23 protein-coding genes are annotated in these 26,270 nt (G+C 53.9%); 4 read left to right on the top strand and 19 right to left on the bottom strand.

Annotated features, from left to right (window positions below; genetic code table 11):
- Positions 1-2: 2 nt before the first annotated feature.
- From IAE55_RS20320 to IAE55_RS20290, 7 genes are all read right to left on the bottom strand, one after another.
- Positions 3-1,730, bottom strand: a complete 1,728-nt coding sequence (locus IAE55_RS20320) for a sensor histidine kinase (protein WP_325168670.1) — start codon at positions 1,728-1,730, stop codon at positions 3-5.
- A 14-nt stretch (positions 1,731-1,744) separates the two neighbouring features.
- A complete protein-coding gene (locus IAE55_RS20315; protein WP_145022235.1) occupies positions 1,745-2,425 on the bottom strand; it encodes a response regulator transcription factor in 681 nt (226 codons plus the stop codon).
- Positions 2,426-2,705: 280 nt separating this feature from the next.
- Complete coding sequence (locus IAE55_RS20310) at positions 2,706-3,983, bottom strand: erythromycin esterase family protein (protein ID WP_200633725.1); 1,278 nt, start codon at positions 3,981-3,983, stop codon at positions 2,706-2,708.
- 83 nt (positions 3,984-4,066) lie between these two features.
- Positions 4,067-5,158 carry a GerAB/ArcD/ProY family transporter gene (locus tag IAE55_RS20305; RefSeq protein WP_200633724.1) on the bottom strand — a complete coding sequence of 364 codons (1,092 nt, stop codon included), beginning with the start codon at positions 5,156-5,158 and terminating at the stop codon, positions 4,067-4,069.
- A 50-nt stretch (positions 5,159-5,208) separates the two neighbouring features.
- Positions 5,209-6,426, bottom strand: a complete 1,218-nt coding sequence (locus tag IAE55_RS20300; RefSeq protein ID WP_200633723.1) for a Ger(x)C family spore germination protein — start codon at positions 6,424-6,426, stop codon at positions 5,209-5,211.
- 14 nt (positions 6,427-6,440) lie between these two features.
- Entirely contained in the window at positions 6,441-8,045 is a 1,605-nt protein-coding gene (locus tag IAE55_RS20295; RefSeq protein ID WP_325168669.1) for a spore germination protein, read from the bottom strand.
- A 274-nt stretch (positions 8,046-8,319) separates the two neighbouring features.
- Positions 8,320-8,706 carry a DUF5684 domain-containing protein gene (locus tag IAE55_RS20290; RefSeq protein WP_076168600.1) on the bottom strand — a complete coding sequence of 129 codons (387 nt, stop codon included), beginning with the start codon at positions 8,704-8,706 and terminating at the stop codon, positions 8,320-8,322.
- A 322-nt stretch (positions 8,707-9,028) separates the two neighbouring features.
- Between IAE55_RS20290 and IAE55_RS20285 the strand changes: the two genes are divergently transcribed.
- Positions 9,029-9,931: a DUF4261 domain-containing protein gene (locus tag IAE55_RS20285; RefSeq protein WP_200633722.1), complete on the top strand. Its 903-nt coding sequence runs from the start codon at positions 9,029-9,031 to the stop codon at positions 9,929-9,931.
- An 83-nt stretch (positions 9,932-10,014) separates the two neighbouring features.
- Here the strand turns inward: IAE55_RS20285 and IAE55_RS20280 are convergent, their stop codons facing one another.
- The 7 genes from IAE55_RS20280 to IAE55_RS20250 form a co-directional block, all read right to left on the bottom strand.
- On the bottom strand, positions 10,015-10,650 hold the full coding sequence (locus tag IAE55_RS20280) for a ferric reductase-like transmembrane domain-containing protein (RefSeq protein WP_234489717.1): 636 nt from the start codon (positions 10,648-10,650) through the stop codon (positions 10,015-10,017).
- Positions 10,647-11,600 (bottom strand): FAD:protein FMN transferase, encoded by a 954-nt coding sequence (locus IAE55_RS20275; RefSeq protein ID WP_200633721.1) that lies wholly within the window; start codon positions 11,598-11,600, stop codon positions 10,647-10,649. Before IAE55_RS20275 ends, IAE55_RS20280 begins: the two co-directional genes overlap by 4 nt.
- Positions 11,601-11,629: 29 nt before the next feature.
- The gene (locus IAE55_RS20270; RefSeq protein ID WP_200633720.1) at positions 11,630-11,953 is read right to left on the bottom strand and encodes a hypothetical protein; all 324 of its coding nucleotides are present in this window, start codon (positions 11,951-11,953) and stop codon (positions 11,630-11,632) included.
- A gap of 237 nt (positions 11,954-12,190) precedes the next feature.
- Positions 12,191-13,132, bottom strand: a complete 942-nt coding sequence (locus IAE55_RS20265; protein WP_200633719.1) for a ring-cleaving dioxygenase — start codon at positions 13,130-13,132, stop codon at positions 12,191-12,193.
- Between the two features lie 188 nt (positions 13,133-13,320).
- Positions 13,321-14,319 (bottom strand): type I glyceraldehyde-3-phosphate dehydrogenase, encoded by a 999-nt coding sequence (locus IAE55_RS20260; protein ID WP_145156635.1) that lies wholly within the window; start codon positions 14,317-14,319, stop codon positions 13,321-13,323.
- A gap of 27 nt (positions 14,320-14,346) precedes the next feature.
- Positions 14,347-14,913 carry an NADPH-dependent FMN reductase gene (locus IAE55_RS20255; RefSeq protein ID WP_200633718.1) on the bottom strand — a complete coding sequence of 189 codons (567 nt, stop codon included), beginning with the start codon at positions 14,911-14,913 and terminating at the stop codon, positions 14,347-14,349.
- 21 nt (positions 14,914-14,934) lie between these two features.
- Entirely contained in the window at positions 14,935-15,876 is a 942-nt protein-coding gene (locus tag IAE55_RS20250) for an alpha/beta hydrolase (RefSeq protein ID WP_145949272.1), read from the bottom strand.
- 467 nt (positions 15,877-16,343) lie between these two features.
- Between IAE55_RS20250 and IAE55_RS20245 the strand changes: the two genes are divergently transcribed.
- The 3 genes from IAE55_RS20245 (at position 16,344) to IAE55_RS20235 (ending at position 19,890) form a co-directional block, all read left to right on the top strand.
- On the top strand, positions 16,344-17,432 hold the full coding sequence (locus tag IAE55_RS20245; protein ID WP_200633717.1) for a low temperature requirement protein A: 1,089 nt from the start codon (positions 16,344-16,346) through the stop codon (positions 17,430-17,432).
- A gap of 390 nt (positions 17,433-17,822) precedes the next feature.
- The gene (locus IAE55_RS20240) at positions 17,823-18,494 is read left to right on the top strand and encodes a response regulator transcription factor (RefSeq protein WP_200633716.1); all 672 of its coding nucleotides are present in this window, start codon (positions 17,823-17,825) and stop codon (positions 18,492-18,494) included.
- The gene (locus IAE55_RS20235) at positions 18,484-19,890 is read left to right on the top strand and encodes a sensor histidine kinase (RefSeq protein WP_200633715.1); all 1,407 of its coding nucleotides are present in this window, start codon (positions 18,484-18,486) and stop codon (positions 19,888-19,890) included. Before IAE55_RS20240 ends, IAE55_RS20235 begins: the two co-directional genes overlap by 11 nt.
- Before the next feature lie 90 nt (positions 19,891-19,980).
- Here IAE55_RS20235 and IAE55_RS20230 read toward each other — a convergent pair whose 3' ends face one another.
- The 5 genes from IAE55_RS20230 to IAE55_RS20210 all read right to left on the bottom strand — a co-directional run bounded on the left by IAE55_RS20230 (position 19,981) and on the right by IAE55_RS20210 (position 26,105).
- Positions 19,981-20,436 carry a GNAT family N-acetyltransferase gene (locus tag IAE55_RS20230; RefSeq protein WP_200633714.1) on the bottom strand — a complete coding sequence of 152 codons (456 nt, stop codon included), beginning with the start codon at positions 20,434-20,436 and terminating at the stop codon, positions 19,981-19,983.
- A gap of 159 nt (positions 20,437-20,595) precedes the next feature.
- Positions 20,596-22,395: an ABC transporter substrate-binding protein gene (locus IAE55_RS20225; RefSeq protein WP_200633713.1), complete on the bottom strand. Its 1,800-nt coding sequence runs from the start codon at positions 22,393-22,395 to the stop codon at positions 20,596-20,598.
- Between the two features lie 180 nt (positions 22,396-22,575).
- Entirely contained in the window at positions 22,576-24,033 is a 1,458-nt protein-coding gene (locus IAE55_RS20220; RefSeq protein WP_200633712.1) for a DUF4179 domain-containing protein, read from the bottom strand.
- 27 nt (positions 24,034-24,060) lie between these two features.
- A complete protein-coding gene (locus IAE55_RS20215) occupies positions 24,061-24,540 on the bottom strand; it encodes a sigma-70 family RNA polymerase sigma factor (RefSeq protein WP_076168631.1) in 480 nt (159 codons plus the stop codon).
- 1,016 nt (positions 24,541-25,556) lie between these two features.
- Positions 25,557-26,105, bottom strand: a complete 549-nt coding sequence (locus IAE55_RS20210; protein ID WP_200633711.1) for a CPCC family cysteine-rich protein — start codon at positions 26,103-26,105, stop codon at positions 25,557-25,559.
- Positions 26,106-26,270 lie beyond the last annotated feature (165 nt).

Below are 26,270 nucleotides of genomic sequence, written 5' to 3'. Positions count from 1 at the left end.
GACTACGCGTCTCCTTTGGATTCGTTTAATGTAAAATAAAATGCAACGCCTTCGTTGGTATTCACGGCGCCAAAATTTGCGCCATGCAGCTCCAGAATATGCTTCACGATCGCAAGCCCAAGACCGGTTCCTCCCGATTTGCGGTCACGCGAGCGCTCGGCCCGGTAGAACTGGTCCCAGATCCGCTCTAAATCGCTTGCCGCGATATGCGGTCCGGCGTTTTCGATCACTGTCGTAATTTGCTCCGGATAAGACCGGTGAATCCTCACAGTAATCACGCTGTCTTCTACGGCATGACGTATCGCGTTGCTCAGCAAATTGAGCAGCACCTGCTCCATCCGCCTGGGATCCGCTTGCACCCATATTTCCAGGGAATCGGTCTCCAGCTTTAATTCAAGCCGCTTTTGTTCAAGCTGCCTTGCAAAAGAAGCGGACGCCCTCTCTGCCAAATCCGGCAGGGACAGATTTACCGGATGCAGCTTCACAGCCTTGACTTCAAATTTGGTCAGCTCCAGCATATCCATGATAAGCGCGTTCATCCGATCGGTTTCGTTCACGATGAGCGACAGGTACCTCTCCCTTTTTTCGGCCGCGACTCCGTCCTGAAGCCCTTCCGCGAATCCCTTCACAATGCCGAGCGGCGTCTTCAGCTCATGCGAAATATTAGCGACCAGCTCCTTGCGCAGCTCCTCGGACCTTAGCTTCTCCGTCAGTTCCTCCTGAAGCCGTTCATTCGTGCGGTTCAGCTCACTCAAGGCCGCATCCAGGTTGTGGGATAACGAACTCAAGTGACGGGACAGTTCCCCGAATTCGTCCCTGGACCGGATTTCCGGCTGTCCGGTGAAATCCAGCCGCGCCAAGCGGGAAGCGGTCCGGCTCAGCGTGATGAGCGGACGGGCGATCATCCTGGAATAGATCAGTGAAAATAGAATCACGAGAACAAGAATAATCGGCGCGATGACAATGTAATATTTCTTTAAAATATCCACCGCTTCCCCGACGGGCTGCATCGATGTCATCGCCATCAAATACCGGCTCCCTCCTCCGTCTGTCAAGGGCTGCATCATGACCGCATACTGAACTCCACTCCAAGGATCTTTCCAACTCTGCTGAAACTTCGATCCGTTTTGCAGTTTTTGCTCATACGGAACCCCCTGGCCGTTCCAATCCTTTAGTACGTCATCGGCCAAAGCGTCCTGGTACAACGGATTGTATGAACGCTGCTCAGGAAGCATGAAGTCCGTCACCTTGCCGGTTACCCGTGTCAACCCCTGTTCCGGTTCTTGATCCACTGGTTGAAAATCAACAGGCTGCATAATGGTGTCGTCTTCGTCCATGAAAATGCCGTCGACCGTCAGCATCCCTCCGAACCGAATCCCGCCCGGAATCTCGTCGGTTGTCATCCCTTCCGCCGGAATGGGAAGGGTCACCACTTTGTTGGCCGCCTGCAGCACTATATAGTACGGATTGATAGCGTTCCGCTGAAACTGACGTGTCAGAACCCAGACACTCGCATCATGTTCGTTCATAAATTCACCGAGAAGCCGCGAGACCTTGAATTCGTCCGCTTCGATCTGCTTAAACTGCCGGGCGAACTGACTCATCCCGCGATCCAATGCCTCCAGTTTCGAGGATCGGTAAAACCGCTCGAAGAACAATCCTTCCGCCAGCATAACCAAGGAAAACACCAGCAAAATCAGCACGGATGTGACGGCAAACAGTTTAAACACAACGCTGCGACGTCTCATTCGTCCATGTCGAATTTATAGCCCGCACGAATCATGGTCCGGATATACCGTCCTTCGTCTCCCAATTTGGCTCTTAATTTTTTAATATGGGTATCCACCGTCCGTACATCCCCCAAGTAATCGTATCCCCACACCGCATCCAAAATCGATTCCCTGGCCAGAACCCTGCCATAGTTCTTGATGAGGTAAAGCAGCAGCTCGTACTCTTTCGGAGACAGATTCAATTTGACATTCTCTACGGTTACGGTATGTGCCGCACGGTTTACCGTTATTGCTCCATATACCAGCACATCAGGACTCAGCCCAACAGTTCCTTCCGTTCGTTTCATTAAAGCGGTTACCCGGGCGACGAGTACCCGGGGACTCAACGGTTTGGTCACATATTCGTCGGCTCCGAGCTCAAAGCCCATCACTTGGTCGTCATCATCGGACCGGGCGGTAATCATGATGATCGGTACATCCGACTTCTCGCGGATTCGGCGGCATACCGACCAGCCGTCCATTTCCGGCATCATAATGTCGAGCACGACCAGATCGACGGCTACTTCCTCGAACTTCTCCAGCGCGATTTTCCCGTTCTCCGCTTCATAAACGTCCCACTGCTCCTTTTTGAAATAGTCGGTAATAAATTCGCGCATCAGCATATCGTCTTCTACCAGCAAGATTTTACGTCTCATCCCGTTCACTCCGCATCTGTATCTATGTTGTGTGATGTCGCTGCTTATCCATGGATCGGTTTCGTTGATTCCATGTTATCACATGTTCTTGATCCGGTACGGGAATGCTCCGTATACATCGCAGCTTGGACCCTGCCTAACCTTTTTATTTCTCTCTACATCCGTCATTATAAAGGCACCCTGTGTACTTCGTGTGAACACGGAATGAACTTGGGGTGTCTATGAAAATAGCCGCCTTTGATCCATCATAGGCGGCTTTTGCATATTTTAATATGAACCTTCAAACCATCAGCGGCAGTGCCAGCGGTTCTAACGCATGGGTTTCATGGATAAAGACGAACGCATCGTAACGCATCGACATGCGCGACGGAACGTAATTCCCCAGCTCATACCCGGGGTCATAGACGACGCCGATCGCCCGGTGACCGAATACCTCCCGCAGCTCCGGCTGGGTATCGGCGTCGAACAGCAATAGCATGTTCTCGCCTCCGCCTGCACGGGCCAGCAGGTCTTCCCAGCTGCCCCGGATGGCGGCCGGAACTTCCATGACTTCCACGGGCGCACCCCAGGCCGAGCCTGCCAGTACATGCCCGTGATGGGTGCCGAAGCCGACGCTGAACGTCTGGGCCGGACGGTAATATTCGCGGACGAGCTGACCTACGTTGACCATGCCGTCAGCCGCCATGTCCGTTGCGCGGGCGTCCCCGATATGGGTATTATGCTCCCACAGCACAGCCTGGGCATCCGGCCCGTGATAATCGAGCAGCTGCCGGAGCGCCCGAACCATATGACGGTCCCGGACGTTCCAGGAATCGGGTCCTCCGCGGACCATGGTCCGGTAATAGTGCTCCGCGTCGGCGGCCGCCATCGTGTTCATCATGGCGTTCAGCTCCGCTTCGCTCTGCGGATGGCCGAGCCTGGTGCGCTGCATTTCATGCAGCAGCGCCACGATCTCCTCCTCACAGCCTTCCCCGATCAGTCCGGCGGAAATGCCATAGGACTGCGAGTCGTCCCCATAAGGCTCAAAGCAGCCGAACGCCTGCAGCGCCGTATCCAGGAGAGGCGACTCCGTTTGCTTCAAATAATCGACGATATGCTGCATGGATTCCCACAGGCTGTATACGTCGAGGCCGTAAAAGCCGATCCGTTCCCCGGCGGGCCGCTCCAAGTTATAGCTTCTGAGCCATTCGATGAACGCTTCCATTTCCCGGTTGGCCCACATCCAGGACGGCCATCTGTGAAATGCCCGCAGCGCCTCTGCCGCCGTTTTGGCTTCGTTATCCTCCAAATCCTTGACGTACTTGTTGACTTCGTAGCAGGAAGGCCAGTCGCCCTCCACAGCTACAAACCGGATCGCCTTGCTTGCGATCAGCCGCTTCGTTATCTCGGCGCGGGTCGTATAAAATTCGGACGTCCCATGCGAAGCCTCGCCGAGCAATGCTAACCTCGCATCCTTGGCGGCTTCGACCACCCGGTTTAAATCTTCCGGGCTGTGGTAAGGCATGGCCTCGCGGCGGATTCGCCGGGCTGAAGATTCCGATTGCAGCAGTTGTTCCATTTTTCATCCCCCTTTAGGAAAGATACGGATAGGGTATCCACCTCCGCAGCGGGATTATGTGCATATCCCAATGAAATCTTCGCCTAGGCCGGCTTCCGCTTCTTTTTGCCAATCAGCATCGCAATGACCAGTATCCCGGGAATCACCAACTGCGTAATCGGCATCAGCTGCTCTATGGTCAGCTTGAGACCTGCCCTGAAATATTCCGTAAACGTGGGTGATAAATACGTGAGGCCAAATACCGTCAATGCTAGCGGGATGATCCACAGCTTGTAGCGGATTCCGGTGATGCGCTGAAGGCCGATGCCTGCCCCAATCAGTAAGAAATTAGCCTTCATGCCGATGCCCATGAACAAGAGCAGGACAAACAGCGCGTCGGCTCTCTCAATCACGTTGGCCACCTCCATCATCTGTACGACCATAAACAGCGGATACGTGCCGATGGTGGCAATCTCGGGACCGAGAACGAGAATAACCAGCTGGTTTAGAACGGTCAAAAAAACAGCTGTAGCCAGAAAGGATACGATGGTGAGCCTGCCGAGATGTTTGCCCTTCTGAGCATATTTAAAATAAACCAGAAACAGGACCGTCTGCCCGAAAGGAAACGATACGATGTTAGGCATGGCCGCCCGCCACACTGGAGCGAATCCGTTCTCCAGGACAGGAAACATGAATTTAGTGTGCAGCAGCCCCGTCAAAGGGACCATGACTAAGATCAATACATATCCGAACGCCATGACATAGGCATAAATCACGCCCAGTCTGAAAGCCGCCCGTGGCCCAAGATAGGTGATGTACGACCCGATAAGCACCGAAATGAAAATAATGATCGACATCGGTGTCCGGTTCAGCATCGTTTGAACGGCCAATTCGCCGATATCGCGAAAATTTCGGGAGGCTTCATAAGCAAAATAAGCGGTAAGTGCAAACGCAGCAACCCAGCCGAATATGCTGCCCAAGTAATGCCGGCACATCTCGAACAGATCCCTTTCCGCATCCAGGCGGTACATCAGCAAATAAACCAGAAGCAGTATCAGCCCTGCCCCGGCGCCAAGAAGCATGGCGATCCAGGCGTCCTGCTTGGCCTCTCCCCCTAACAGGAACAGGGTAGTGCTTCCTACTTCATACAAAGACAACGATATGGCAATTTCAGAAGCACGGGTCGTTCGAATCATAGGATACTCCTTCTGCATACCCAGTTCACTAGGGCTGCCTACGGCAAACGTTATTTCATCTGTTGTATCGTCTTCTGGATCAGACCCGGCCGGCGGATGGTTGCCTTGACCTGAACCTGAATATCCATGCGTTTGAATTGATCAGGCCAGGTGGTCTGCATCTTCCTCCACTCTTTAGGAAAACTGCGGTGAATGATGTCGGCATAACCGGTCACGTCAATCCCCATTTGCCGCACGGCATCCCAACCGGTAAACATCTGGTCGCGGACTTCCGCTTCGATGCTCTTCTCCATTTCACGGATGACATCCGGTTTGGACAAATCCTTGTTGCACGTGGATTCCATCAAATTTCCGTTCAGTTTGACGTTAACCAGCATCGTATAATGCGTGCCGGCATGGACGGGCCTGAGCTTCGTTTTCGCAGAGGTGATGATGATCGAATTATGCTTGTTTTTCGCTTGGGGACAAGGAAAGGATAGCTCGGTCCCCTTCACTTGATCGGTAAGCCACGACAGACCCATGCTTTCTCTGCCGCTCAGATAACCCGCCAACCGGTCCCCGCTGAATACGCCAAGGCGGGTCAGCCTCAAGGAAAGCGGAGGGGAGGTATCTTTGAGGACATCGAGCGAATGCAATTTTGCCTTGTTCTCTTCCGTGTCCTCACCCACAAAAGTAGCTACAGGTATGCCGATGCTTTTGGCATCCGAATGCAGGCTGAGCGCCAAATCAAAGATCGTTTTTTTCGGAAAAATCGATATAAATTTTGATTCTTTTCCCATAATATCGCTGTAGCTCGCACCCGGCAGCTTTTCGGGAGGAACCATTTTCTTCAGCAGATCCTTCGCCCTACCGTCGGTGATCAGCAGTTCTACGCTTTCACGCGATTCCGAATTGCGCAGGAACAAATCAACCAGCTCGCCGAGCCCCCGTTCTGCCGCTTCCCTGCCGACCACAATGACTTTGGCGTGAGCGACATACAGCTTTCGGGAGGTTTCCAAATTACTCTTCATTCGGGCGCCGAAAATAGTATCGGAAACCATGGAAAACACATAAATGGCCGGCTGTGAGCCCATCCCGGTCGAGCCGCCCGTACCGGAGGCCATGGAGGACGGGATGATCGTCTGATAGCTGATTTCCCATTTGTCCCCTATTCGGTCGATGCCGCCGGCTACCGTAATTCTCAGGTCGTTCAGCTCAGCCCGGTTCCAGCAGCCTGTCGTAAGCAGCTGGCAAGCCAACAGCACCAAGCAGGCAATCCCTCTCTTCATCTCCATCCCCCTTCCTAGGCCAATGGATCCCTTGGACGCCCGACCTCACGTTCTGCGAACGACTTCTTGTCTTTCGGCTGGCGCATCCGGTTCTGGTCCCCGATGCCTACTGGACGCGTGCGCAGCTTCCACCAGGGCGCCCGAATCATCTGGTCCTTTTGGTTCGTTTTGTTAAAAGGCGATGACGGCATGAGATAAGGTACGCCAAACGATTCGAGTGAGGCCAGATGCGCCATCAGCGGAATCAATACCCCAAGCACCCCGACCAGCCCGAAGCTTCCGGAAAATATCATCAGTACAAATCGGAGAAGGCGGACGGACGAAGCAAAGTTAATCGCTGGAAGTGCAAAATTGGAAATCGCCGTAAAGGAGACGACAATCACGACGGCTGCCGATACCAGTCCCGCCTGGACCGCGGCCTGACCGAGCACTAATGCGCCGACGATAGAAATGGCCGGGCCTATCGCTCTCGGCATCCGGACGCCTGCTTCACGAATGACTTCAAAAGTCAGCTCCATCAGCAGCGCTTCGACCAGCGTCGGCAGCGGCGTAATTTCCCGCTGTGCGGCCAATGAAATCAAAAGCGGCATGGGAAGCAGTTCCTGATGGAAGGTGGTTAAGGAAATAAAAATCGATGGGAGAAGCAGGGCGGTGAAAAACGAGATCATCCGGACGAGGCGAAGAAAGGAAGAAATATCGAATCGTTGATAATAATCTTCGCTGGAGGTCAAGAAACGGTAAAAGGTGACGGGAGCCGTTAAAACAAAAGGTGTACCGTCCACAAAGACGGCGACCAGTCCCTCCAGCAGCCCGCCGGCGACCGTGTCGGGCCGCTCGGTATTATATATGGTTGGGAAGGGCGACTGAACGCCGTCCTGTATCATTTCCTCAATGTACCCGCTCTCCAGAATCCCGTCGATTTCAATACTCTGGATCCGCGACGTCATTTCCTTGACGACCTCCGGGTTTGCGATCCCTTCGATATAGGCGATGGATACGTTGGTGCGCGTATAGGTTCCGATGATATGCGATTCAATGGTCAAATGCGGGGATTTGATTTTTCGCCGGAGCAGGGCGATATTGGTCGTGATATTTTCCGTAAACCCTTCTTTCGGGCCCCGGATCACCGTCTGGGAGGAAGGCTCCTCTACAGATCGCCGGGAACCTCCTTCGATATATACGGCGAAGGCTTCCCGCATGCCTTGAACGACAATGACGGCCCTCCCGTCCAGGACCGAATGAATTAAATCTTCCTGTGTGCAGATGACCTGAACATTCCCCATGGCAAGCTGGTTTTTGAGCCAATCGGCAGATGCCTTGTCCGCCCGAAGCAAATGATCTAACTTCAAGCGATTCAGGTTTTCCAGCAATTTGGAAAGGAGCAGCGGATCTACCAGGCCCTCGATATAGCTGACGATGACTTTATAGTCCGATTCTTGATCGTCTGCGAGATGATGGATGACAAAATCCGTATTTTTGCCCATGGATTGTTTGAGCAGCTCTAGACTGTCGGATAGTTCTTCGCTCAGGGGCTTCCCCTCAGGAGAATCCTGATGTTGTTGCTCCCGCTCAGGCCGGGGATAGGTATACAGAAACTTTTTCAGCCGCTGAATAAACAATGGGAAAACTCCTTCGAGAAATGATTACCATTATTTTGCTGTTTCCCCTGTTTTTTATGCATCGGGCTCCCTTGCCCGGTAACACCTCCGATATCCGAAAATGCAAAACCGCCCCCTAACGGGAGCGGTCACGGTCATTGTGTGCATTTTTACCTCGATGATTTGGGCCGACCCGATTACGAATCATGCCCTTCGTTGTTAAATCTTAGAATCACGCTTCAGTTCTGTCGGTATGTAAGCAAAGATCCGGTCAGAGCCCAAGAACGTTTTCTGCTTAAAAAGCGGCTGTTGGCCCTGGGGGAACCGGCGGATTGTACAGCTGGTAAGTCGTCTTGCTGGAATAGCCCCAAACCATCCACAGAATCACATATACCGGGGACAGGAAAATGGCAAAAAGAACATAGGCCCCATTCTTGCCGAACGCGTTCAGCAGCTTCACCTGCCAGATAATGGCGAACACGATATTGGCAATCGGCACCAGTGTGATCAGGATCCACCATGCACTCTCCTTGATCAGCTTCAACTGGAGAATATAATTCAAAATCGGGACAAACGCAAACCACGCGATGTCGTCCCGGCCCGCCTTTTTGGCAAGCTGGAAATACGCGCCGCAAATGGCGATATATATTGCTAGGTACAGCACAATCATGACAACGATCATTAAACATCCTCCTGAAAATTGGGTATAGAGGTAAAAATGCACTTCTCTTTATTCGATGCGTTTTATCATATCCCTTCTTTAATTGTGCTTTTTTCGACATAAAACTACGTCCCGGGACCGATGCGTTTTCGGAGCATTCCGATTTCAGCCGGGCCTTTTATAACTTATTGCCGGCCAGCGGTTTTATGCCATCCAGCGATTCGCCGAATTAATAAATTTCCTTCTCCCTGTCCGGCGGGATACGGAGCATGAGCTGGAACGTATTGGAAAGATTCGTTACAATAAGGAATGGAGAACAGTACATCGATAGGAGAAGAGGAACATGACGAGTGAGGTAGCTCAGGAAGAACAAAGCTTTGGCTTCTCGCGGGTATATGCGATCGAACTGAAATATCGGCACAAGCCGGAAATCGACCGAAGCCGTTTGTTTGCAAGCATGGAGCGTTACACCGGCTCCACCCAGCAAGCCGGAGAACGCGAACATGCCGGCCTTGCGGTGTGGGAGCCGGATGAGCCCGGTCCGGATGATCTGCTTCACTTTTTTCACCTGGACTATAAGGTTGCCTATTCGGAAGGCGAGATGCCGGCGCAAACCAGCCTGATGCCGGTCCAAAACCGCCCGATAGGCGACTACGCCACCGCCGTTCAGCAGTCCTGGCACTGGAGAGAAGCAGGAGAAGTCGTCAGCGGATGCGGTTATACGCTGCTGCTCACCGACCTGATGGCTTCCGGCCTTATGCCCCAAGACAGATTGCAGCTGATGACCGGCGTACTGCGGGCCGTGCTGGAGGCGGCTCCATGCGACGCCGTCTATTTCCGGGCCAGCGACAAGCTTGTCGAGCCGCGGGCGTACCTGGCGGCGGTGGAACAAGGCGAGCTGCTGTACGGCGCGATGAACATCCGCTTCTATAACGTGGAAGGGACCGGGAGCGGGCGCAATGAAGGGCTGATGGATTCGCTTGGGCTGGCGGCGCTCGGGATTCCCGACGTCCAATGCCACTACTTTGACCTCGACCCTTCCGAGCTGGCCGGCCAGCTGATGGATGTGGCGTACTATTTATTCCGGCAGGGAGACGTGATCGAAGACGGCGAAACGATCGGCTTCACCGAAGAGATGCGCTGGCGCTGCGAGCATCAATATGCGCTGGCCGAGCCGCAGCGCGTCGTGCTCGACATCGATCCAGGCGCCCCCTACTACGCCGGACGGCAGGCGAACAGCCGCTAAATGGCCCGAACCCCGCGAATATGAACTCTTGAAAACATCCGAATCATGCTTAACAGGCGGAGCGCAGAAGCACTCCGCCTGTCCTATAAGCGTGAAGAAGGGATCTGTTTAATGCCGGTTTTCCCGCCTTCCTGCACCACGATCATTCTCCCTCCGCCCTTTCTGCGCGAAGCGGCGATCCGGTTCACCAGCAGGACCAGCGCCGTCACACCGGTCACCGCATAGAGCACAATCACGGGAGCCTGCCGGCTGTCCGTTCCCAGCATGATTCCGTGGACCAGCGCCATCAAATAGGTGGGCATCGCCAGAAAATGAATCAAGCGCCAAGCCTTTTTGCCGAGCTTCTTCATCAGATCCGAGCTGATGATCAGCAGCAGCATCAAGTACAGCGACAAAATCCCCAGCCCCATCCACAACCGGTCGCCGCTCACCTTAAAGGGGATCAAAAGATCCGCCAAGGAATACCCGACATACCGGTCGAACAGGAGAACGAGTCCGTGAACCATACCGAATAACAGACCGAACCAGCCGCACCATTGATGCACCATGTTCAGCTTCGCTTTAACCGGCCCTTTGGCCCACGCCCCTCCCTGCAGCAGTCCTGCCGCAACAGAAGCGAACAGGAGCATATAAGAGGTCAGCCCCGCCGCCCTCGTCGTGACCCACACCGATAAAATTTGACTGATGCTGCTGCCGAAATGATGAAAGACCGCCATCATCCCGCCTCCTTTCCATTCTCCTGTCGATATGATTCGATGAATCCCGCCGTACAGACGGAACCGTCTTCGCAGACAAGTACAGCCGCCGCGGCGGGATGTTTGCGTTCAAGCCATGCAATCCCGGCCTGCAGGCCAAGGATCAGCAGGCATTTGGCATAGACCTCGGCTGCCGTCAGCGACGGATGGATGACCGTCGCCTGCACCACATCTGTCAGGCTAGGCATCATGGTGCGGGGATCGAGGATGTGATGCCGCTCTTGTCCCTCCCTGTCCAGCCATTTCCGCTTTAACCGGCTGCTTGTGGCAACGCCCGCGTTCCTGCGGATGACGAGCGAGTCAATGTCGCGGTCCAAAGCGAATGGATCCGCTATGTTAACCTGCTGCGGGCGGTCCTCCCCGCCCCACAGCATCATGTCCCCGCCGGCGCTGACCGCCCCGTGCGCAATGCCCTTTCTGCGCATCATGCCCGCGAACTTCTCGGCGCTCCAGCCCTTGGCGATGCCGCCGAGATCCACCGACCATGCCGGTGGCAGCTCGATGCTGCGAAGCAGCGGGTCCAGCTTGGCCCCGATCTCCGGGCCAAAAGCGCCCAGCGGCCTTGGATTAGCCTCCGTTCGGTCCGGTGCCTGTGAAGAAACCTCCTCTTCCGCGGCTGTCTCTCCGAAACTTCGGCCGTAACCCAGATCAGACAGGAGCTGTCCGAGAAAAGGGTTAAACAACCCGTCGGCCCTATGGTAATAATCCACCGCCACGCTGACGGCTTCGAACAGGATCGGCGTCGCCATAAACGGCCTGCCTGCCGAACGGTTCAGACGGGACAGCTCGCTGCCCGGATCGAAACGGGTCAAATGCTTTTCCACAAAAGCAAACCAGGACTCCGCTTCCCTCTGCTCCGCCTCAGGCAGTCCATGCGTGACGAATTCTGTGTTCATCGCTCTGAATGTATGCATCTTCAATCACCTCCGTCCAGCGCCTGCCGCTAGGAAGCGTGGGTGCGCATGGAGCCTTCCCCGCTGCCGCTTTGCCCGGAGCCGAAATCCATGCCCGACCGGGAGCGGCCGCCCATAAATCCGCGTTCCTGCCCGGAGAACCCTGCGTCCCCGCCGGAATCTTCGCTCCGCCATTGGTTCTCGACATCGCCGCTTGAGTCGTCTTGTCCCGCTCCGAAGATCGGGGAAGCGCTCGCCACATTCCCTTTAGCAGTGTCGGCCGGATTAAATTTGGAGATATATCCAACGAAACCTGTAAACATGACCACACCCGCCATGCCTGCCGTCCATTTGATCCATTTGGAATTTGCCATATACAGTCCACCTTGTTTCAAGTATGTTCATTCCCGTTATGCTGTCATTGTACGGGGCGATGGTGAAAAGATGGTGAAAAGCCAATGTCTCACAATAAAGTCTAGCGTTCAGGCAAAAGATTGCTAAAAAAAAGATGACCCCTGTCCTTGCAGGGATCATCGATGGCCGGCGATACTACACCGCCCTATAGCCAAATGCTGATTGTCTCACGATATCGCACACCGCCTGTTTCGCGGTCAATTCCATACTTTCTCGGTCGTAACCGGCTCTAACCGGGCCTCAATGTCACCGCGCTGCGGTTCAAACCATTCCGGCAGCATCAGCTTGCGTCCCAGCGCATCCGGGGCTTCGTCCCGGGCGAATCCGGGAGGATCCGTCGCAATCTCAAACAGGATTCCGCCGTGTTCCCTGAAATAGATGGCTTTAAAATATTGGCGATCCTTAATCGGAGTAACGTCAAAGCCATTGACCGACACGCGTTCCCTCCACGCTTCATGCTCCGCGTTATCGCTTGCCCGCCAGGCAATGTGATGTACGGTTCCGGCAGTGCCATGTCCCGCATCCATGTTCTCCATACGGACATCGATCAGGTTGCCGAGCTCGGCCGTCGCTTGAAAACGGGCGTATCCGTCGTCTTCCCCGATTTTGGCCAGTCCGAGAAGGTTCTCCAGCACGTCGATCGTGTCGGCATAAGCCTCGCTGAACAGAACCGCACCGCCTAATCCCTCGATGGCCTGGTCATCCGAAATGCTTTCAAGCGGGCTTGCGCCCCCGGCTCCGTCTTCCCGCTCCACCAGCTCCAGGCGTAGTCCGTCCGGATCCGAGAACTGCAGATAGCTCTCGCCAAACCGCTTGCTGCTTGCTGCATCCCGTCCGAACCAAGACAGCCGTTCCTGCCAAAAATCGATGGACCCGGGCGGAATGACAAAGGTCACGATGCCCACCTGACCGCCCCCAATCTGCCCTTGCCGGGCTCGAGGATAGGGGAAAAAGGTCAGGATTGTTCCCGGAGACCCCGCCGGGTCGCCGAAATACAGGTGATACACCGTAGGATCATCGAAGTTAACCGTCTTCTTCACCAAGCTGAGTCCGAGGATACCGCTGTAGAAATCAATCGTTTCCTGGGGGTTTCTTGAAAATGCCGTAATGTGATGAATACCTGCCGTGCGTGTGAACATCTGTATCGCTCCTTTAGGATTTTTGGATCCGGGTTTTTATTTCGAATTTATTTATCTTAAATTAAAGATAAATGATGTTCTTCTCATTGTCAATCCATTTTTTCGGAGCGAATCCGATCCATCCCTTTCTCAAGCAAATTAGGGCCGCCGGCACTCACCGGCAGCCCTTGTCTTCTGTAACTGCAATCCTATTTCCCTGCCAAATAAGCAGCAACTTCCGCCAATCTGGAGGCATAACCCCATTCGTTATCGTACCAGGTGGCGACGGACAGCATTTCCCCCTGCACCTGGGTTAACGGCAGGTCGATAATTGAGGAATGCGGATCGGCAACGATGCGTGACGATGCCCATTCCCCTTCCAAAACGTCGAGCACACCCTTCAGATCGCCTTCGCTTGCAGCCTGCCGGAACATATCATTGATCTCCTGAACGGTACAAGGCTTCTCCGTGATCAGGTTCAGCTCGGCAATGCTGCCTGTACGCGTCGGAATGCGGTACGCTTTGCCGGTAATCTGCAGATCGTTCCAGATGAACTTGAGCGCTTTGGCGGCGCCGGAAGATGACGGAATGATGTTTTCAGCCGCAGCCCAGGAATCCCGGCGGTCCTTCATCGGCTGATCGGTTAACGATTGCGTGTTCGTATACGAGTGTACCGTGGAAAATAAGCCGTATTTGATACCGTAGTTTTCCCGGACCAATTTGACGACCGGAGCCAGCGCATTCGTCGTGCAGCTCGCCATACTGATGATTTTATGCTTTTCCGGATCGAAGCTGTCGAGGTTGATTCCTTTCAGCAGAACGGCGTCGCAGTCATCAAGCGTTTTGCTTGGTCCGCTGACCAGCACCCGTTTGGCTCCCCGCTCCAGGTGCTGTTCGGCCACAGGCCGCGTCACGGCCCGCCCGGTGCAGTCGACGACCAGGTCGACGCCGAGCTCACCCCAATGAGGCACTTCCTTGGCCGAATTCAAATACCGGATATCCCGGCCGCCGATCACGATCGCGCCCTCGCCGCCCGATACGTTCTCAGGCCAGCGCTTGTAGTTGGTGTCCACTTCAAACAGCGCCGCCAGCGTCGCTTCATCTTTGATATCGGAGATGGAATAAGGAACAAACAAGTTTTGTTCCAACGCCGCCCGAAGCAGCTGCCTTCCGATCCGACCGAATCCATAAACCGCAATGTTACCCATAATAGCCTCAGCTCCTGATTAAAATGGTTATTGCCCGTTCATCTGCTGTACCTGATCGACCCATTGAATGAACGACCGCACATAACGTTGTACATACCTGCGGGTCGTTTCATCGGTCAGCTTACCGCTCTCCGGATCAACCTTCTCCATCGCCTGCGATATATACATTTTTTGAAACGGCATCACATAAGACTGAACGGCGTCCAAGGTTTGCCGGATTTGCTGCTGCGACAAAATCGTCCCTTTAACGCCCGGCGTCGCACCGATGACCCCGGCCGGTTTATGAATGAGGACCGCGGTTTTGGTCGGGGTTGAAGCCCAGTCCAGCGCATTTTTCAGCACACCCGGGATGCCCGAGTTATATTCCGGGCTCACGATAATGATACCGTCCGCCTGTTGAACCGCTTCGCGGAAGCGCTTGACAGACTCCGGGCTTTCCTCCCGGTCCAAATCCGCGTTGTACAAGGGCAGATCCGCAATCGAGATGAATTCATATTGTGCGGAATCTACAAGCTCCGGGATCGTATCCGCAATCATCCGGTTATACGAATGATCCCTTAAACTCCCCACCATAATGCCTATGGTTGTCGCCATTTGCTATTTTCACCGCCCCTGCTATTCTTTGAGCCAAGCGTTCGCCAGCGCGATCGCGCCTCTAGCCGCCGCCGTGTCCGCAAGGGCATTCAGCATGACGAAGTCATGAATGGCCCCCTGGAAACGGGCAGCGGTCACCCGGACGCCGGCTTCGCGCAGTTTGTTGGCGTAAGCTTCGCCTTCATCGCGAAGAACGTCCGCTTCAGCGGTAATGACCAGTGCAGGAGGCAAGCCTTCGAGCTGCTCGCGCGTTGCCCGCAGCGGGGAAGCATAGATCTCCTCTTTATCGCTCGGCTTCGTAATATACTGCTCCCAGAACCAGGCCATGGCGTCCCGGCGCAGGAAATAACCTTCCGCAAACTGATGATAGGACTCCGTGTCGTTGCCTGAATCCGTCACCGGGTAGAACAGTAACTGTTTATGAATGGCGGGACCCTTGCGCTCTTTCGCCATCAGCGTAATCGCAGCGGTCATATTTCCCCCAACGCTGTCCCCAGCCACGGTAAGGCGGTCCGTATCCAGGCCGTAAGCCTCCCCATGTTCCGCAATCCAGGTCAGAACCGCATAGATTTCTTCGATCGCCGTTGGATATTTTGCTTCCGGAGACAGGCTGTAATTCGGGAATACGACGCAGGCCTCGGCACCGACTGCAAGCTCCCGGATCAGGCGATCATGGGTGTGCGCATTACCGAACACCCAGCCGGCGCCATGGATATAAAGAATGACCGGCAGCTTATTTGTAACGTTTTCGGGACGAAGCAGTCTGACCGAAACCTGTCCGCTCGGCCCTCCCTCAACGGTGATATCCTGAATTTCAACCGGCAGCTTCGGGACGTCGCCCGATTGAACCTCGTCTACGGCTTCGCGTCCTTTTTCCGGTCCAAGATCAAACAAATACGGCGGATTGGCGGTATCTTGTGCAAATTTCAAAGCAGCGGGTTCCAAAACAACCTTCTTTGTCATATGTATTCCTCCCATAATTTATACTACAATGCGTAGTTTCAAAAAGCATGAAATCACCCGGTAAGGACCACGGCATCCCATGATGCCCGTCCATCAGGCTAAGGACCGTCCAATGTTGATCCGGTGCTCCCTGCAGCCAAGAAGCGTATTGACAATCGACTAACGATGCTTGACGCATAACATCCCTTTGGCAACGTTAGAATAGCACATAATGTTATTCGTGTATATAAAATTATATTAACTATATTTTTCTCCTTAATGTACAAAAAATCAGTAAAAAAGACCGTTGTATTTACCCCTGCTTAACAATCCGGGACTTCGGTTACAGCCTGCAGTCCTATTTCCGAAAATGTAGTAGACCGGGATTTGAAAATTGATATAATAAATTGATTCTTCAGATGAGCGGCGGATTCGCTTTTGACTCATTTGACGGCATTTATCACATCAAGGAGAGGATCTATAAGGCTATGATTGAAAAAAAGGTGACCTGGCTGGAGCTGTTTTACGATCTTCTCTTAGTCGCAGCCGTGTCCAAAGCAACGCATGTCCTGCTGCATGCGGAACACGGGACCATTCCCTTGGAGTACCTGAGCAAATTCGTGTTGATTTTTATCCCGATCTGGTGGGGTTGGGTAGGACAAACGCTCTTTGTAAACCGGTTCGGCCAGGATATTTTAATTCACAGGGTCTTCATGATCCTTCAGCTGTTGTTCGTTCTCGTCATGACGGCGAGTTTATCCCCAGCTTTTGACCAATACTATGTTCCCTTCTTTGTAGGATACATTGGCTCAAGGGTGCTGACGGCCCTGCAGTATCTTTTCGTCCATCGGGCCAAAGCGGCGCATCAGCAAGTGACCGCCTCCTATTTGGGCACCCACTTTTTGATCGGCATTCTGATCTCGGCCTGCTCGCTGTTCTTCGACTCCTGGATCCGGTATGCCATCTTGTACGCGGGGATCGCGGTAGATATTCTGCTTCCCTTAATGGGGCGCCGGCACTTGGTCAGAACGCCAATCAATACGCACCATTTGTTCGAACGCTTCGCCCTGTTTACCTTGATTCTTCTAGGCGAATCGGTCGTTAGTATCCTTGCCGTGCTGCAATTTAATCACTGGGATCTGCCGTCCGTCTTGTTCGTCGCTTTTACCAGCCTTCTGGTCATTGCCATGTGGTGGCAGTACTTCGATAACATCGACAAAAAGGTAAGCCGGGAAATCCACACGGCCGGCCAAATGATTATTTACGGTCACTTATTTGTGTATTTGTCGATGAGCATGATCGCGGCAGCCATTCAGCTGTTATACAAAGACCAGATGGATTACTCCTTCTTGCTTGCATTCGTGTTTGGGTCCGTGCTCCTGTATTTCTTATCGACCTCTGTGGTGTTTCACCGGTACAGACACAAACATTTGCGGCTGAAGCCCTATCATCTGGCTATTATGCTCGGGATTCTTGCTTGCTGCTTCGTGATTGACCTGATCTTCCCCGTCCCCAATTACGCCATCGTCGGAGAGATCATGATTTTCTTCATCGTCTACGCGAAGTTAACTACATAACCCGTCGTATTATCAAAAAGCGCATCTCTCCGTTGTATAACGGGGGTATGCAACCTTCGTCATCAGCCCCAAACCTTCAAGAGCTCCAAAGCCTTGGGTTTTGGGGCTTTTGTGATATGCAGAGTCCTCAAAATCGTGCTTAGCCCCCAAACCATGGCTTGCACCCAAGCTGAAAGGGCAGGTTGAAGCACCCGCCGGCCACCGATTCTTGACTCGGTTTATCCGCCGGAAGTATGCTCTTATTAAACTTTAACACCGGCACTATTTCAGGAGCTAGATCGAATGAACTAAAGAAAGAAATGTTTCAGGCCGAATTAGACTTTTTTAGCAGGAAGCTTGATGCAAAACTTTAGTTCAATCTATATAGATGCGGGAAAGGATCGGATATGGATGAAAATATTGCTGGCAGAAGACGATATGCGGCTGGGAGAGCTGGTCGTGCACATGCTGAAGAAAAAAGGCGGCCATACCGCGGATTGGGTCACTACTGGCAGGGAAGCCTGCGAGTATGCCGAGGCCACCAATTACGACGTTCTGATTCTCGACTGGATGATGCCGGAGGGCAACGGCGTCTGGGCTTGCCGGCAGCTGCGGAAGGAAGGATACATGGGCGCCATCCTGATGCTGACCGCCAAGGACGGGCTGCAGGACCGGATCAATGGACTGGACGCTGGCGCCGACGACTATTTGGTCAAGCCGTTTGAAATCGAGGAGCTGCTCGCCCGGCTCCGCGCCCTGTCGCGGCGAAATTTTGCGCCCATTCAAGGTGAGGAAGTTCAGGTCCCCGGCCTTATCCTGAACCGGACCAACCAGACGGCAAGCATCGCGGGAGAACTCGTCCAGCTGACGCCGCGGGAGTTTCAGCTGCTGGACCTGCTGATTCAGAACAAGGGCATCACCTTGACCCGGGAAGTCATTTTGGACCGGATTTGGGGACTCGACGCCGATGTCGGCCCCAAAGCGATCGACGCCATGATCAAGCTGCTCCGCAAGAAGCTCAGCGGACTGGATCAAGAGCTGATTCAGAGCATCCGGGGGGTCGGCTATAAAATTGAAGCCTAAATGGAAATGGAAATCCCCCTTCGCCTGGCCCCGGCAGGGGAGTGACCTGTTCATAAGAACCCAGAACCGATTGACGCTGCAGTATACCGCGGTGCTTATCGCTTTTCTCGCCCTGTTCATTGGAACGGTGTACGGGCTGCTGTATTTTCTGCTGATCAACGACCAGAAAAGTCAGCTGAACGACTGGATTCAGGATATGTCCTATGCGTTTCATGAATCGATGGAGCATACCGGCTCCTATAATATTGAAGGTAATCTCGGCAGCAGCTATCCATCGTTAGCGAACCAGACGGTGGGCTGCTTCAAGGACCCTCATGGGAATTTTCTGTACGAAGCGCAGCAGCGGATGGGACTGAGCGCAGCGGTCGGCAGTGCGGTGGCGGAGTGGACGCCCGAAGGCGATCAGACGGAGTACAAGACCGTTACGATCAAGGAAACCGGCCGGGATGCAGGGCCGCCAAGACACGGGAACGATCCCCGCAAGGCGGCTCCCGGAAATGTCCGCATGCTTCTGGCCGGCAAGGCCGTTTACGATAACGGGGTCTTTATAGGCACGCTGTACGTGGCCAAGGAGGTAGGCAGCCAGTACCGGCTGTTCGGCTGGCTCCTGCTCGTGCTGATCGGGCTCGCGCTGCTGTTCTGTGTCCTGGCCGTGTTTCTCAGCCGGAACATGTCGGTCAAGGCGATGGTTCCGATCGCCCGCTCGTATACGAGGCAGCGCGAGTTCGTCGCGGACGCCTCACATGAGCTGCGCACGCCGCTCAGCGTCATCCTGTCCTCCATCGAGGTGCTCGAAATGGAAAACAGCCTGAAGGACGATCCGTTCAGCCGGAGGGTGCTGGACAACATGCGGGAAGAAGCCAAGCGGATGACCGACCTTTCCGGCCACCTCCTGACGCTGGCACGCTCCGATTCGGATGAGGTTCAGCTGAGCATAACCGACTTTGATCTGGCGGCTGAAGCCTCACGGACGGTAGCATCCCTGCTTCCTTTGGCGCAGGCCAAGCAGATTGCGTTGAAGCTACATGCGGAGGACGGCATGACGGTTCATGGCGATGCCCAGCGCCTGCAGCAGCTGATGGTCATCCTGCTGGACAATGCCATCAAGTATACGCCGGAGGACGGCACCGTCTCCCTTGCCCTGGAGATCCGGGAGGACAAACGGAGAATGCTGCACATGACCGTCAGTGACAACGGAATCGGTATACCACCGGAGGAGCAGCCGCACATCTTCGAACGCTTTTACCGCGTGGACAAATCCCGCGCCCGGGAGCTGGGCGGCCACGGCCTTGGGCTGTCCATCGGCAGATGGATTGCCGAAGCCCACGGCGGCACTTTGAGCGTGCAGAGCACGCCCGGCCAAGGCAGTACCTTCACCGCTGTCATTCCTTGCTAAGTTTTCTTGCACATGAAGTAAAAGGACATGCCCACCCTGTCGATGACAGGAAGCATGTCCTTTTTTCACGTCAAGCTCTGCATAATTAGGTTACAGCTCTCGGGTCATAAAAGTACTGTAAGGATCGAGCGTATAATCCGCAAATGGGCCGCACTCCTCAAATCCAAAGGCCGCGTACAGCCGTCGGGCCGGCTCGAACGACGCCATTGAGCCCGTCTCAAGGCTCAGCCGCCGATATCCTCGCCGCCGGGCCTCCTCAATGATGTGCGCCAGGATGGATCGAGCCACGCCTTTACGCAAGTGGGCGGATGAGGTCCGCATCGATTTGATCTCGCCGTGGCTGGGATCGAGCTCCTTCAGCGCCCCGCAGCCTAGCAGCTCTCCCTGTTCCCATGCGCTCCAGAATGTCACATCCGGACGCCGCAGCCCGTCCTGATCTAGGGCGTGTACGCTCTCCGGCGGCGACTCCTCCGCCATGCCTTGAAGATGCTCGCGGATCAACGCGGCTATTTCCGGCCCGTTTAAATCGTCCAGCATAATTTCCATACCGTTCACCTTCACTCCGTTGGTAAGTTTCATCTCATGTGCTGTGATCATTGTACAGCCAGGCGAGCCCTTTGAAAAAGGCAATCTTTCCGGAAAACCTTTCCCCTTTCGTCAGATGTCATGTTTTCCCGTACCGCAATCGCGATTGACCAGCCGCTGTTAACCTTCCCCTTTAAACCAGATGTCCTTAAAATCTACCCACCCGGCAGCATTCAACCGAACGCCCTGCTGCGCCGGATGGGACAGCACCCGGGCTTCGTTGTAGGTCAAATAGACGGCCGTGCTGCTGTCGATCAACCAGGTTTCCAGCCGCTGAAACGCCTCGTCCCGGGCTTCCGGTTTCGCCTCCTGAAGCAGCTGCCCCACAAGCCGGTCTACTTCCGCCTGCGTTCCGGGATCCAGCATGCTGCGAATGAAGCTGTACCGGGACAGCAAATATTCGATCTGCCGGAGCAGCCCCTCGCTCAGCAGCGCCTCGAACAGGATCAGGTCTGCCTCCCAGATCCGCTCTTCCTTCATTAATTCCTCCCAGGGCACAATATGCACGTCCAGCCGGATTCCGGCCTGACCATATTGCTGCTGAAGCCAGTAAGCCGCCTGCTCATGGCGACGATACGCATACAGCTTCAGAGCCTCTCCACCGTACCCGGACCGTTTCAATTCCCTCGATGCCTCTTCCGGATCATACAGCGGATCAGCGGCATCCGGCTGCGGCTCAAGGTGAAACCCGAGGCAAGGGGAAGCATGCGGGTAACCCAGTTCCCGGACCATCCGGCTCCGGTCAACCGCGAGTGCAAGCGCCCTGCGGAAGGAACCGGTTTGCAAAACCCCCGGTTTCGCAAGGTTTATCGTCAGCATGCTGCATCCGGTGACGAGACGGCTGCGCCGCCACGTCTTCAGCTCTTGACGGCGCGCTTCTCCCGTCTCGACGACCAGTACGCCCGGATTGGTCTCCACCGTCCATTCTCCGCCGGTGTCCGGGATGATCATCACTTCGATTCGATCGATCAGGCCCCGGGCTGCATAATAATCCGGGAAAACCTCCAGCACGCACATCCCCGGCATAAGCTTAGCGATCCGGTAAGGCCCGGCCCCGACGGGCAGGCTGCCGGGAACCGTTACGGCCCCGGACTCCCCGCTGGCGCGGGAAAGGATGGCTGCCGCCGTATGCGACATAAATAACGCAAACAGGACGTTGGGCTGACGCAGCTTCATGCGGATGGTGTAACGCGATTCCGCGTAGATCTCAACGATGTCCCTGCACAGCCAGGAATGATTGTTGGATTCCTGCTGCACGCGCAGCAGGCTGTATTTGACGTCATCGGCCGTAAGCTCCGTGCCGTCGTGAAACGTCACGCCTTTTCGCAAATAGAACGTCCAACAACAAGCATCAGCACTAGATTCCCAATGATGTGCGACGCCTGGAATAACCTTGCCGGTGTCCATTTCCAGCTCGACCAGAGTCGCATGGATTTGGCGGATCAGATGGGTATCGAAAGCATACATCGCGTCCGCCGGGTCCAGCGTCACGATCGGCCGGTATATCGGCAGGCGGAGAGTCTCCACCATACGGCCCTCCCCGGTCGTTTCCATCCGGTATCCGAAATAGCCGGTGAGCCAGTCCACAAACCGCTGCATCACTTCGGGTTCGCCCGCCTGCTCTTTTACCCATAGCAGCGCGCCCTGCACGTCCCCCTGCTTCACGTATTGCTGCGCTTCCCGGATCACGAGCTCCCGCTTGTCCGCCAGAAACATCAGCTCCGACCGATGGCCCCTGCCCTGCCCGGCTGCATACCGGATCAGGCCGGCGTCGGCCATTTTGCGCAGGATCAGCCTGGCGTTACGGGGCGTGCAGTACAGGACCTCGGCCAGCCCGTCGATCGTCACCCGGAACGGCTCCCCTTCCTTTTCACCGGAATAAGCGCTTCGCAGCCGAAGGTAATCTTCTGCCAATTTCACCGGACATAGCCCCTTTTGTTCTGTTGAAAAAATGGTATGCATCCAACATACAAATTTTGCTGGCGCATTTCAATCCCACCGGTCGGGCTTTTCTGAGGAAACAAAAAGGCAGCCTTCTGGCCCCTCAGCCTTCAGACTGCCTGTCTGTATATTTTGTGGTTGTACGCGGTTGTACGCTGGCTACTTTAGCAGTTCCACCGCCTGCGTATCGCGATTCGGCATCCATATCTGCTTCACCTTAATGGTCAGCGGCTGCGGATAGTCTACCGCATCCTTGCCGAAGTTGTAATCGTAATCGTCTCCCATCGTGTCCTTCTTGTTGGACCAGCTATGTCCACCTTGGGAGTATCCTTCAGGAGACTGCCTTTTGTGGACGTTGCCGTCGGCATCGGTGAAGCTGTCATCCAGCGACAGCGACAGGCTCTCGCCGGCATAGGCGTGTTCGAGCTCGCGGTGAATCAGCACCTCGCCGGGGCCAGCCGTCCGGGTGTATGAAATCAGGGTAAAGCGGGAGTCCGGCGCCTCCACAATCTGCTTCTTTTTCAGGTCGATCACGATTTGCAGCTGGTCCTTGTCCACCGCAGCGGTGCCCTCCGTCTTGAGCCTAATGGAATCATACTCGGCGTATTTCTGGCCGCTGCCGTACATCAGCATCGCATCTGTACCCTCCGTGAGGGCCTCCGAATTGTCCCGAGAGTACCACTTCGGATAATACAGCTTTTCGATTTCGTCCCCGACTTTCCCGATGAGCACCGGACTGAGCAGCCGGAATACTTGTTTCGCGTTCGACTGATCATAGTCCAGATCGACGTACGTGTGCAGCGGCGTATAGATGACCTGAGTCACACGAACCCTCTGGCCGTCTACTGTCAGGGTCCGGTCTGGGTGCAGCACGCGCTCTTTGTCCTTGAACATGCCGAGATCGAGCTCAAACGAAATGTCGAACGCCGTCCGGTATTTATTGGAGCTGGACATCAGTGCTTCGTTTGACGTCTCCGTCAAGGTCACATGAAACTTGGCATCCTTGGTATATTGAACAGAAGGGTTCAGGGGCACGGTGTAAATAAAATGATTGGCTCCATTCGCCGGAATTCTGTTGCTGTTGCTTCCCGCCAATTCGACCGACGCTCCTTTGGACGGGGCTTCCACGCCGCCAAGCTCAAGGGATACGTCGGCGTTGATGACCTCTTTATCCGTTTGGTTGCGGACACCGAACAGCACATAGGCCATCCGGCCATCCGTGACGGCACCGTCTACCTCTACACGATACCCTTTTTGTTCGACGCTCTGGGCAATCGGCTTGACGAGCCCCCGGTCCATTGCGCTCGCCAGACCCTCCACAGTGGTCGATCGGTACGGCTCCAGCATAGCCTGGCTCGGAATCCCCGCAGTCTGCTTCGGCACCGGCTCCGCCCGATGGGCCAAGCTGCCGATCGAGTAATTGATAATTAGCAGAGCCGCCGCTAGCGCCATAACCGTCCCCGTACTCCAAAAATAGAAACGCCGCTTCTCACGCATTTTTCCTCTCTCCATTCCTTTGCGCATAGCCAGAGTCAATTTCATCTCAGGCAACGTTTCCGCATGCTTGTTTACTTCATAGGCATCCTGCAGCAGGATGCGCTGTTCTTTTTCGGGCATAACCTGTCCCTCCCTTCTGCTCAGCCTCTACATATATTTCCGGAGCTGCTTCAGGCCTTCCCGCAGCCATGTCTTGATCGTTCCTTCCGGCTTGCCCAGCACCTTCGCGATTTCAACGGACGTCATGTCCTGATAATATTTCAGCATGACGACATGCCGGTACTTCGGCTTCATCCGCTCCAGCGCACGCTGCAGGTCGATCCGCTCGCTGCTTTTCATCTCCTGCACGGCCCCTTCCTGCGGCTCCTCCACCGGAAACACCCGTTTCTTCCGCCGCAGTTCGTCCATGCAGCAGTTGATCGTGATGCGGATGAGCCACGGGGTGAAGGACTGCGGGTCCTTCAGCTTCTTCCGCTTCACCCACGCCCGGTATGACGCCTCCTGCACGGCTTCCAGCGCATCGGCTTCACTGCGCAAATAGCTGTAGGCAATGGAATACAATTTTCGCTGCTCGGCGGTCAGACGCTCAAAAAACGCTTCTGCTTCCGTCAGCGTGGTTCTATTCATATGGATCTCGCTCCATGTACTATCAGCATTCAGCGTCCCCACTCCCCCCTCTGTATCTCTACAACCCGTTCACCGACGGGCCTCTTGGCGGCCGCTCTATAATATAGACGCGTGAGATTGAGAAATCGATTGAATTTTTTTAAAAAGACGTCTGATTTAGGTCAATTAGTAAAAGAAATGGCCTTGAGGACAAGTCCTCAAGACCGATAGAATTCCAGGATGGGATACTTATATTTCGATGAGCATTAATCCATCCGAATAAGATTCTAATTTAGATGTATCAAGCCATGGTACTTCATCCTGCCTAACCGTGTAGAAGCGCAAAACGACACAAAGATTATTATTAACCGAAGAAAATATTGTAGTTGATGCAACTACCGGACAGATTTTATTTGGATTTAAATACAGATGAACCTGTTGTAACCAGTCTTTATTCGACTGGCCTTATTTTTTGGATTGGGGAAGGAGGAACATTTGAAGTACGACCTAGGGCTAGTGAGAGAACATAGACTCGATATTGGTACTCTTTATCTTGCTGGTCATCATTCGGAGCATTATTCGTATACGGCATTCAAAACATTAAATAAAATGCAGTACTCTTCACTAAACTCGACCAAAAAAGCCGTTTCATATATAGGGTCGGCTGTTTTGGACGGTTTTAAATATCATCCTGGATGTCGCCGTCCTCTGTATCGTCGTCCCAAATATAATCAGATACGGCAGGGAATCGACCAGGCTGCCGCTGATCCCGATTTCAAAATGGAGCCTCTTGCGAGCTCTCCGTATTCCCGATCTTCCGATCAGTTGCCCGGCTTGGACCTCTTATCCGACCGAAAGGGGCTAAGGGCTCTGCATATTGGCCGTACAAGGCAACGAGACCACCGCCATGTTCAATGATAATGCAGTTGCCATAACCGCCGTTCTTGAGACGTTGCCGCCCCGATTCGTTTGGCTGGGTGGGTTAGAAAGAAAGCCTTGCAGGATTTATCCCTCAAGGCCGAACACTTATTAAATTTTCATTTACTAAACATGTCAAGTCTATCTGTTTCAAGGGATTGTAACGAAGACTTGTTAACTACACCGAATTCAATAAAGTTTTCACGGGCTTGTGCAAGTGTCATATGGTTGGGTGAGCTGTAGCAACTTGGATCTGTACTTCCATCATCTTCCCAAAAGCATACTGGGCAAATATCGTATTCACCCTTGGTTGGAAGTGTCTTAAATTCACAACATGGACAACTATAAAGTTCTTCCTGCAAACCCTCAACCTCCTGATTAGAACCAAGGATAGCTGACACTCTTTTCGATAAATACTCGTTTCTGACCCCATGATATTTTTTTCTTAAAGCCACAAGCAACAATGCACTGTAAACTTCATGCATTATATCTTTCTGAGGTTCATCATAATTGAGTATCTCCGATTGGAATGTTTCCGGCAACTTATTAAATTCAGGATCGTCTTGTTCTATCCCCCACCAGTCAATTAAGATTTCTTCCCGTTCTTCCTTAGACAAATCTTCAATCGTTGTTTTTAAAATAATAGCTATCGCTTCTTCTCGATTCACGTTTTCACCTCACTTATTAACCTCCACCTAGTGATTTCGCCAGATCAATTGCAGCTTGGAAGGGGTTGGCAGATCGTCCATCATCCTTATAGAATGATCTTATTTGCCGATCTTTAATATGGCCAACAAGTACACGGCTAGTTGAAGGGTCATATTTAACAAGGA

Origin of the sequence: Paenibacillus sp. S28 (assembly GCF_016624415.1) — a bacterium.
Classification (GTDB): domain Bacteria; phylum Bacillota; class Bacilli; order Paenibacillales; family Paenibacillaceae; genus Paenibacillus_AQ; species Paenibacillus_AQ favisporus.
This window is presented reverse-complemented; position numbering and strand designations above follow the sequence as displayed.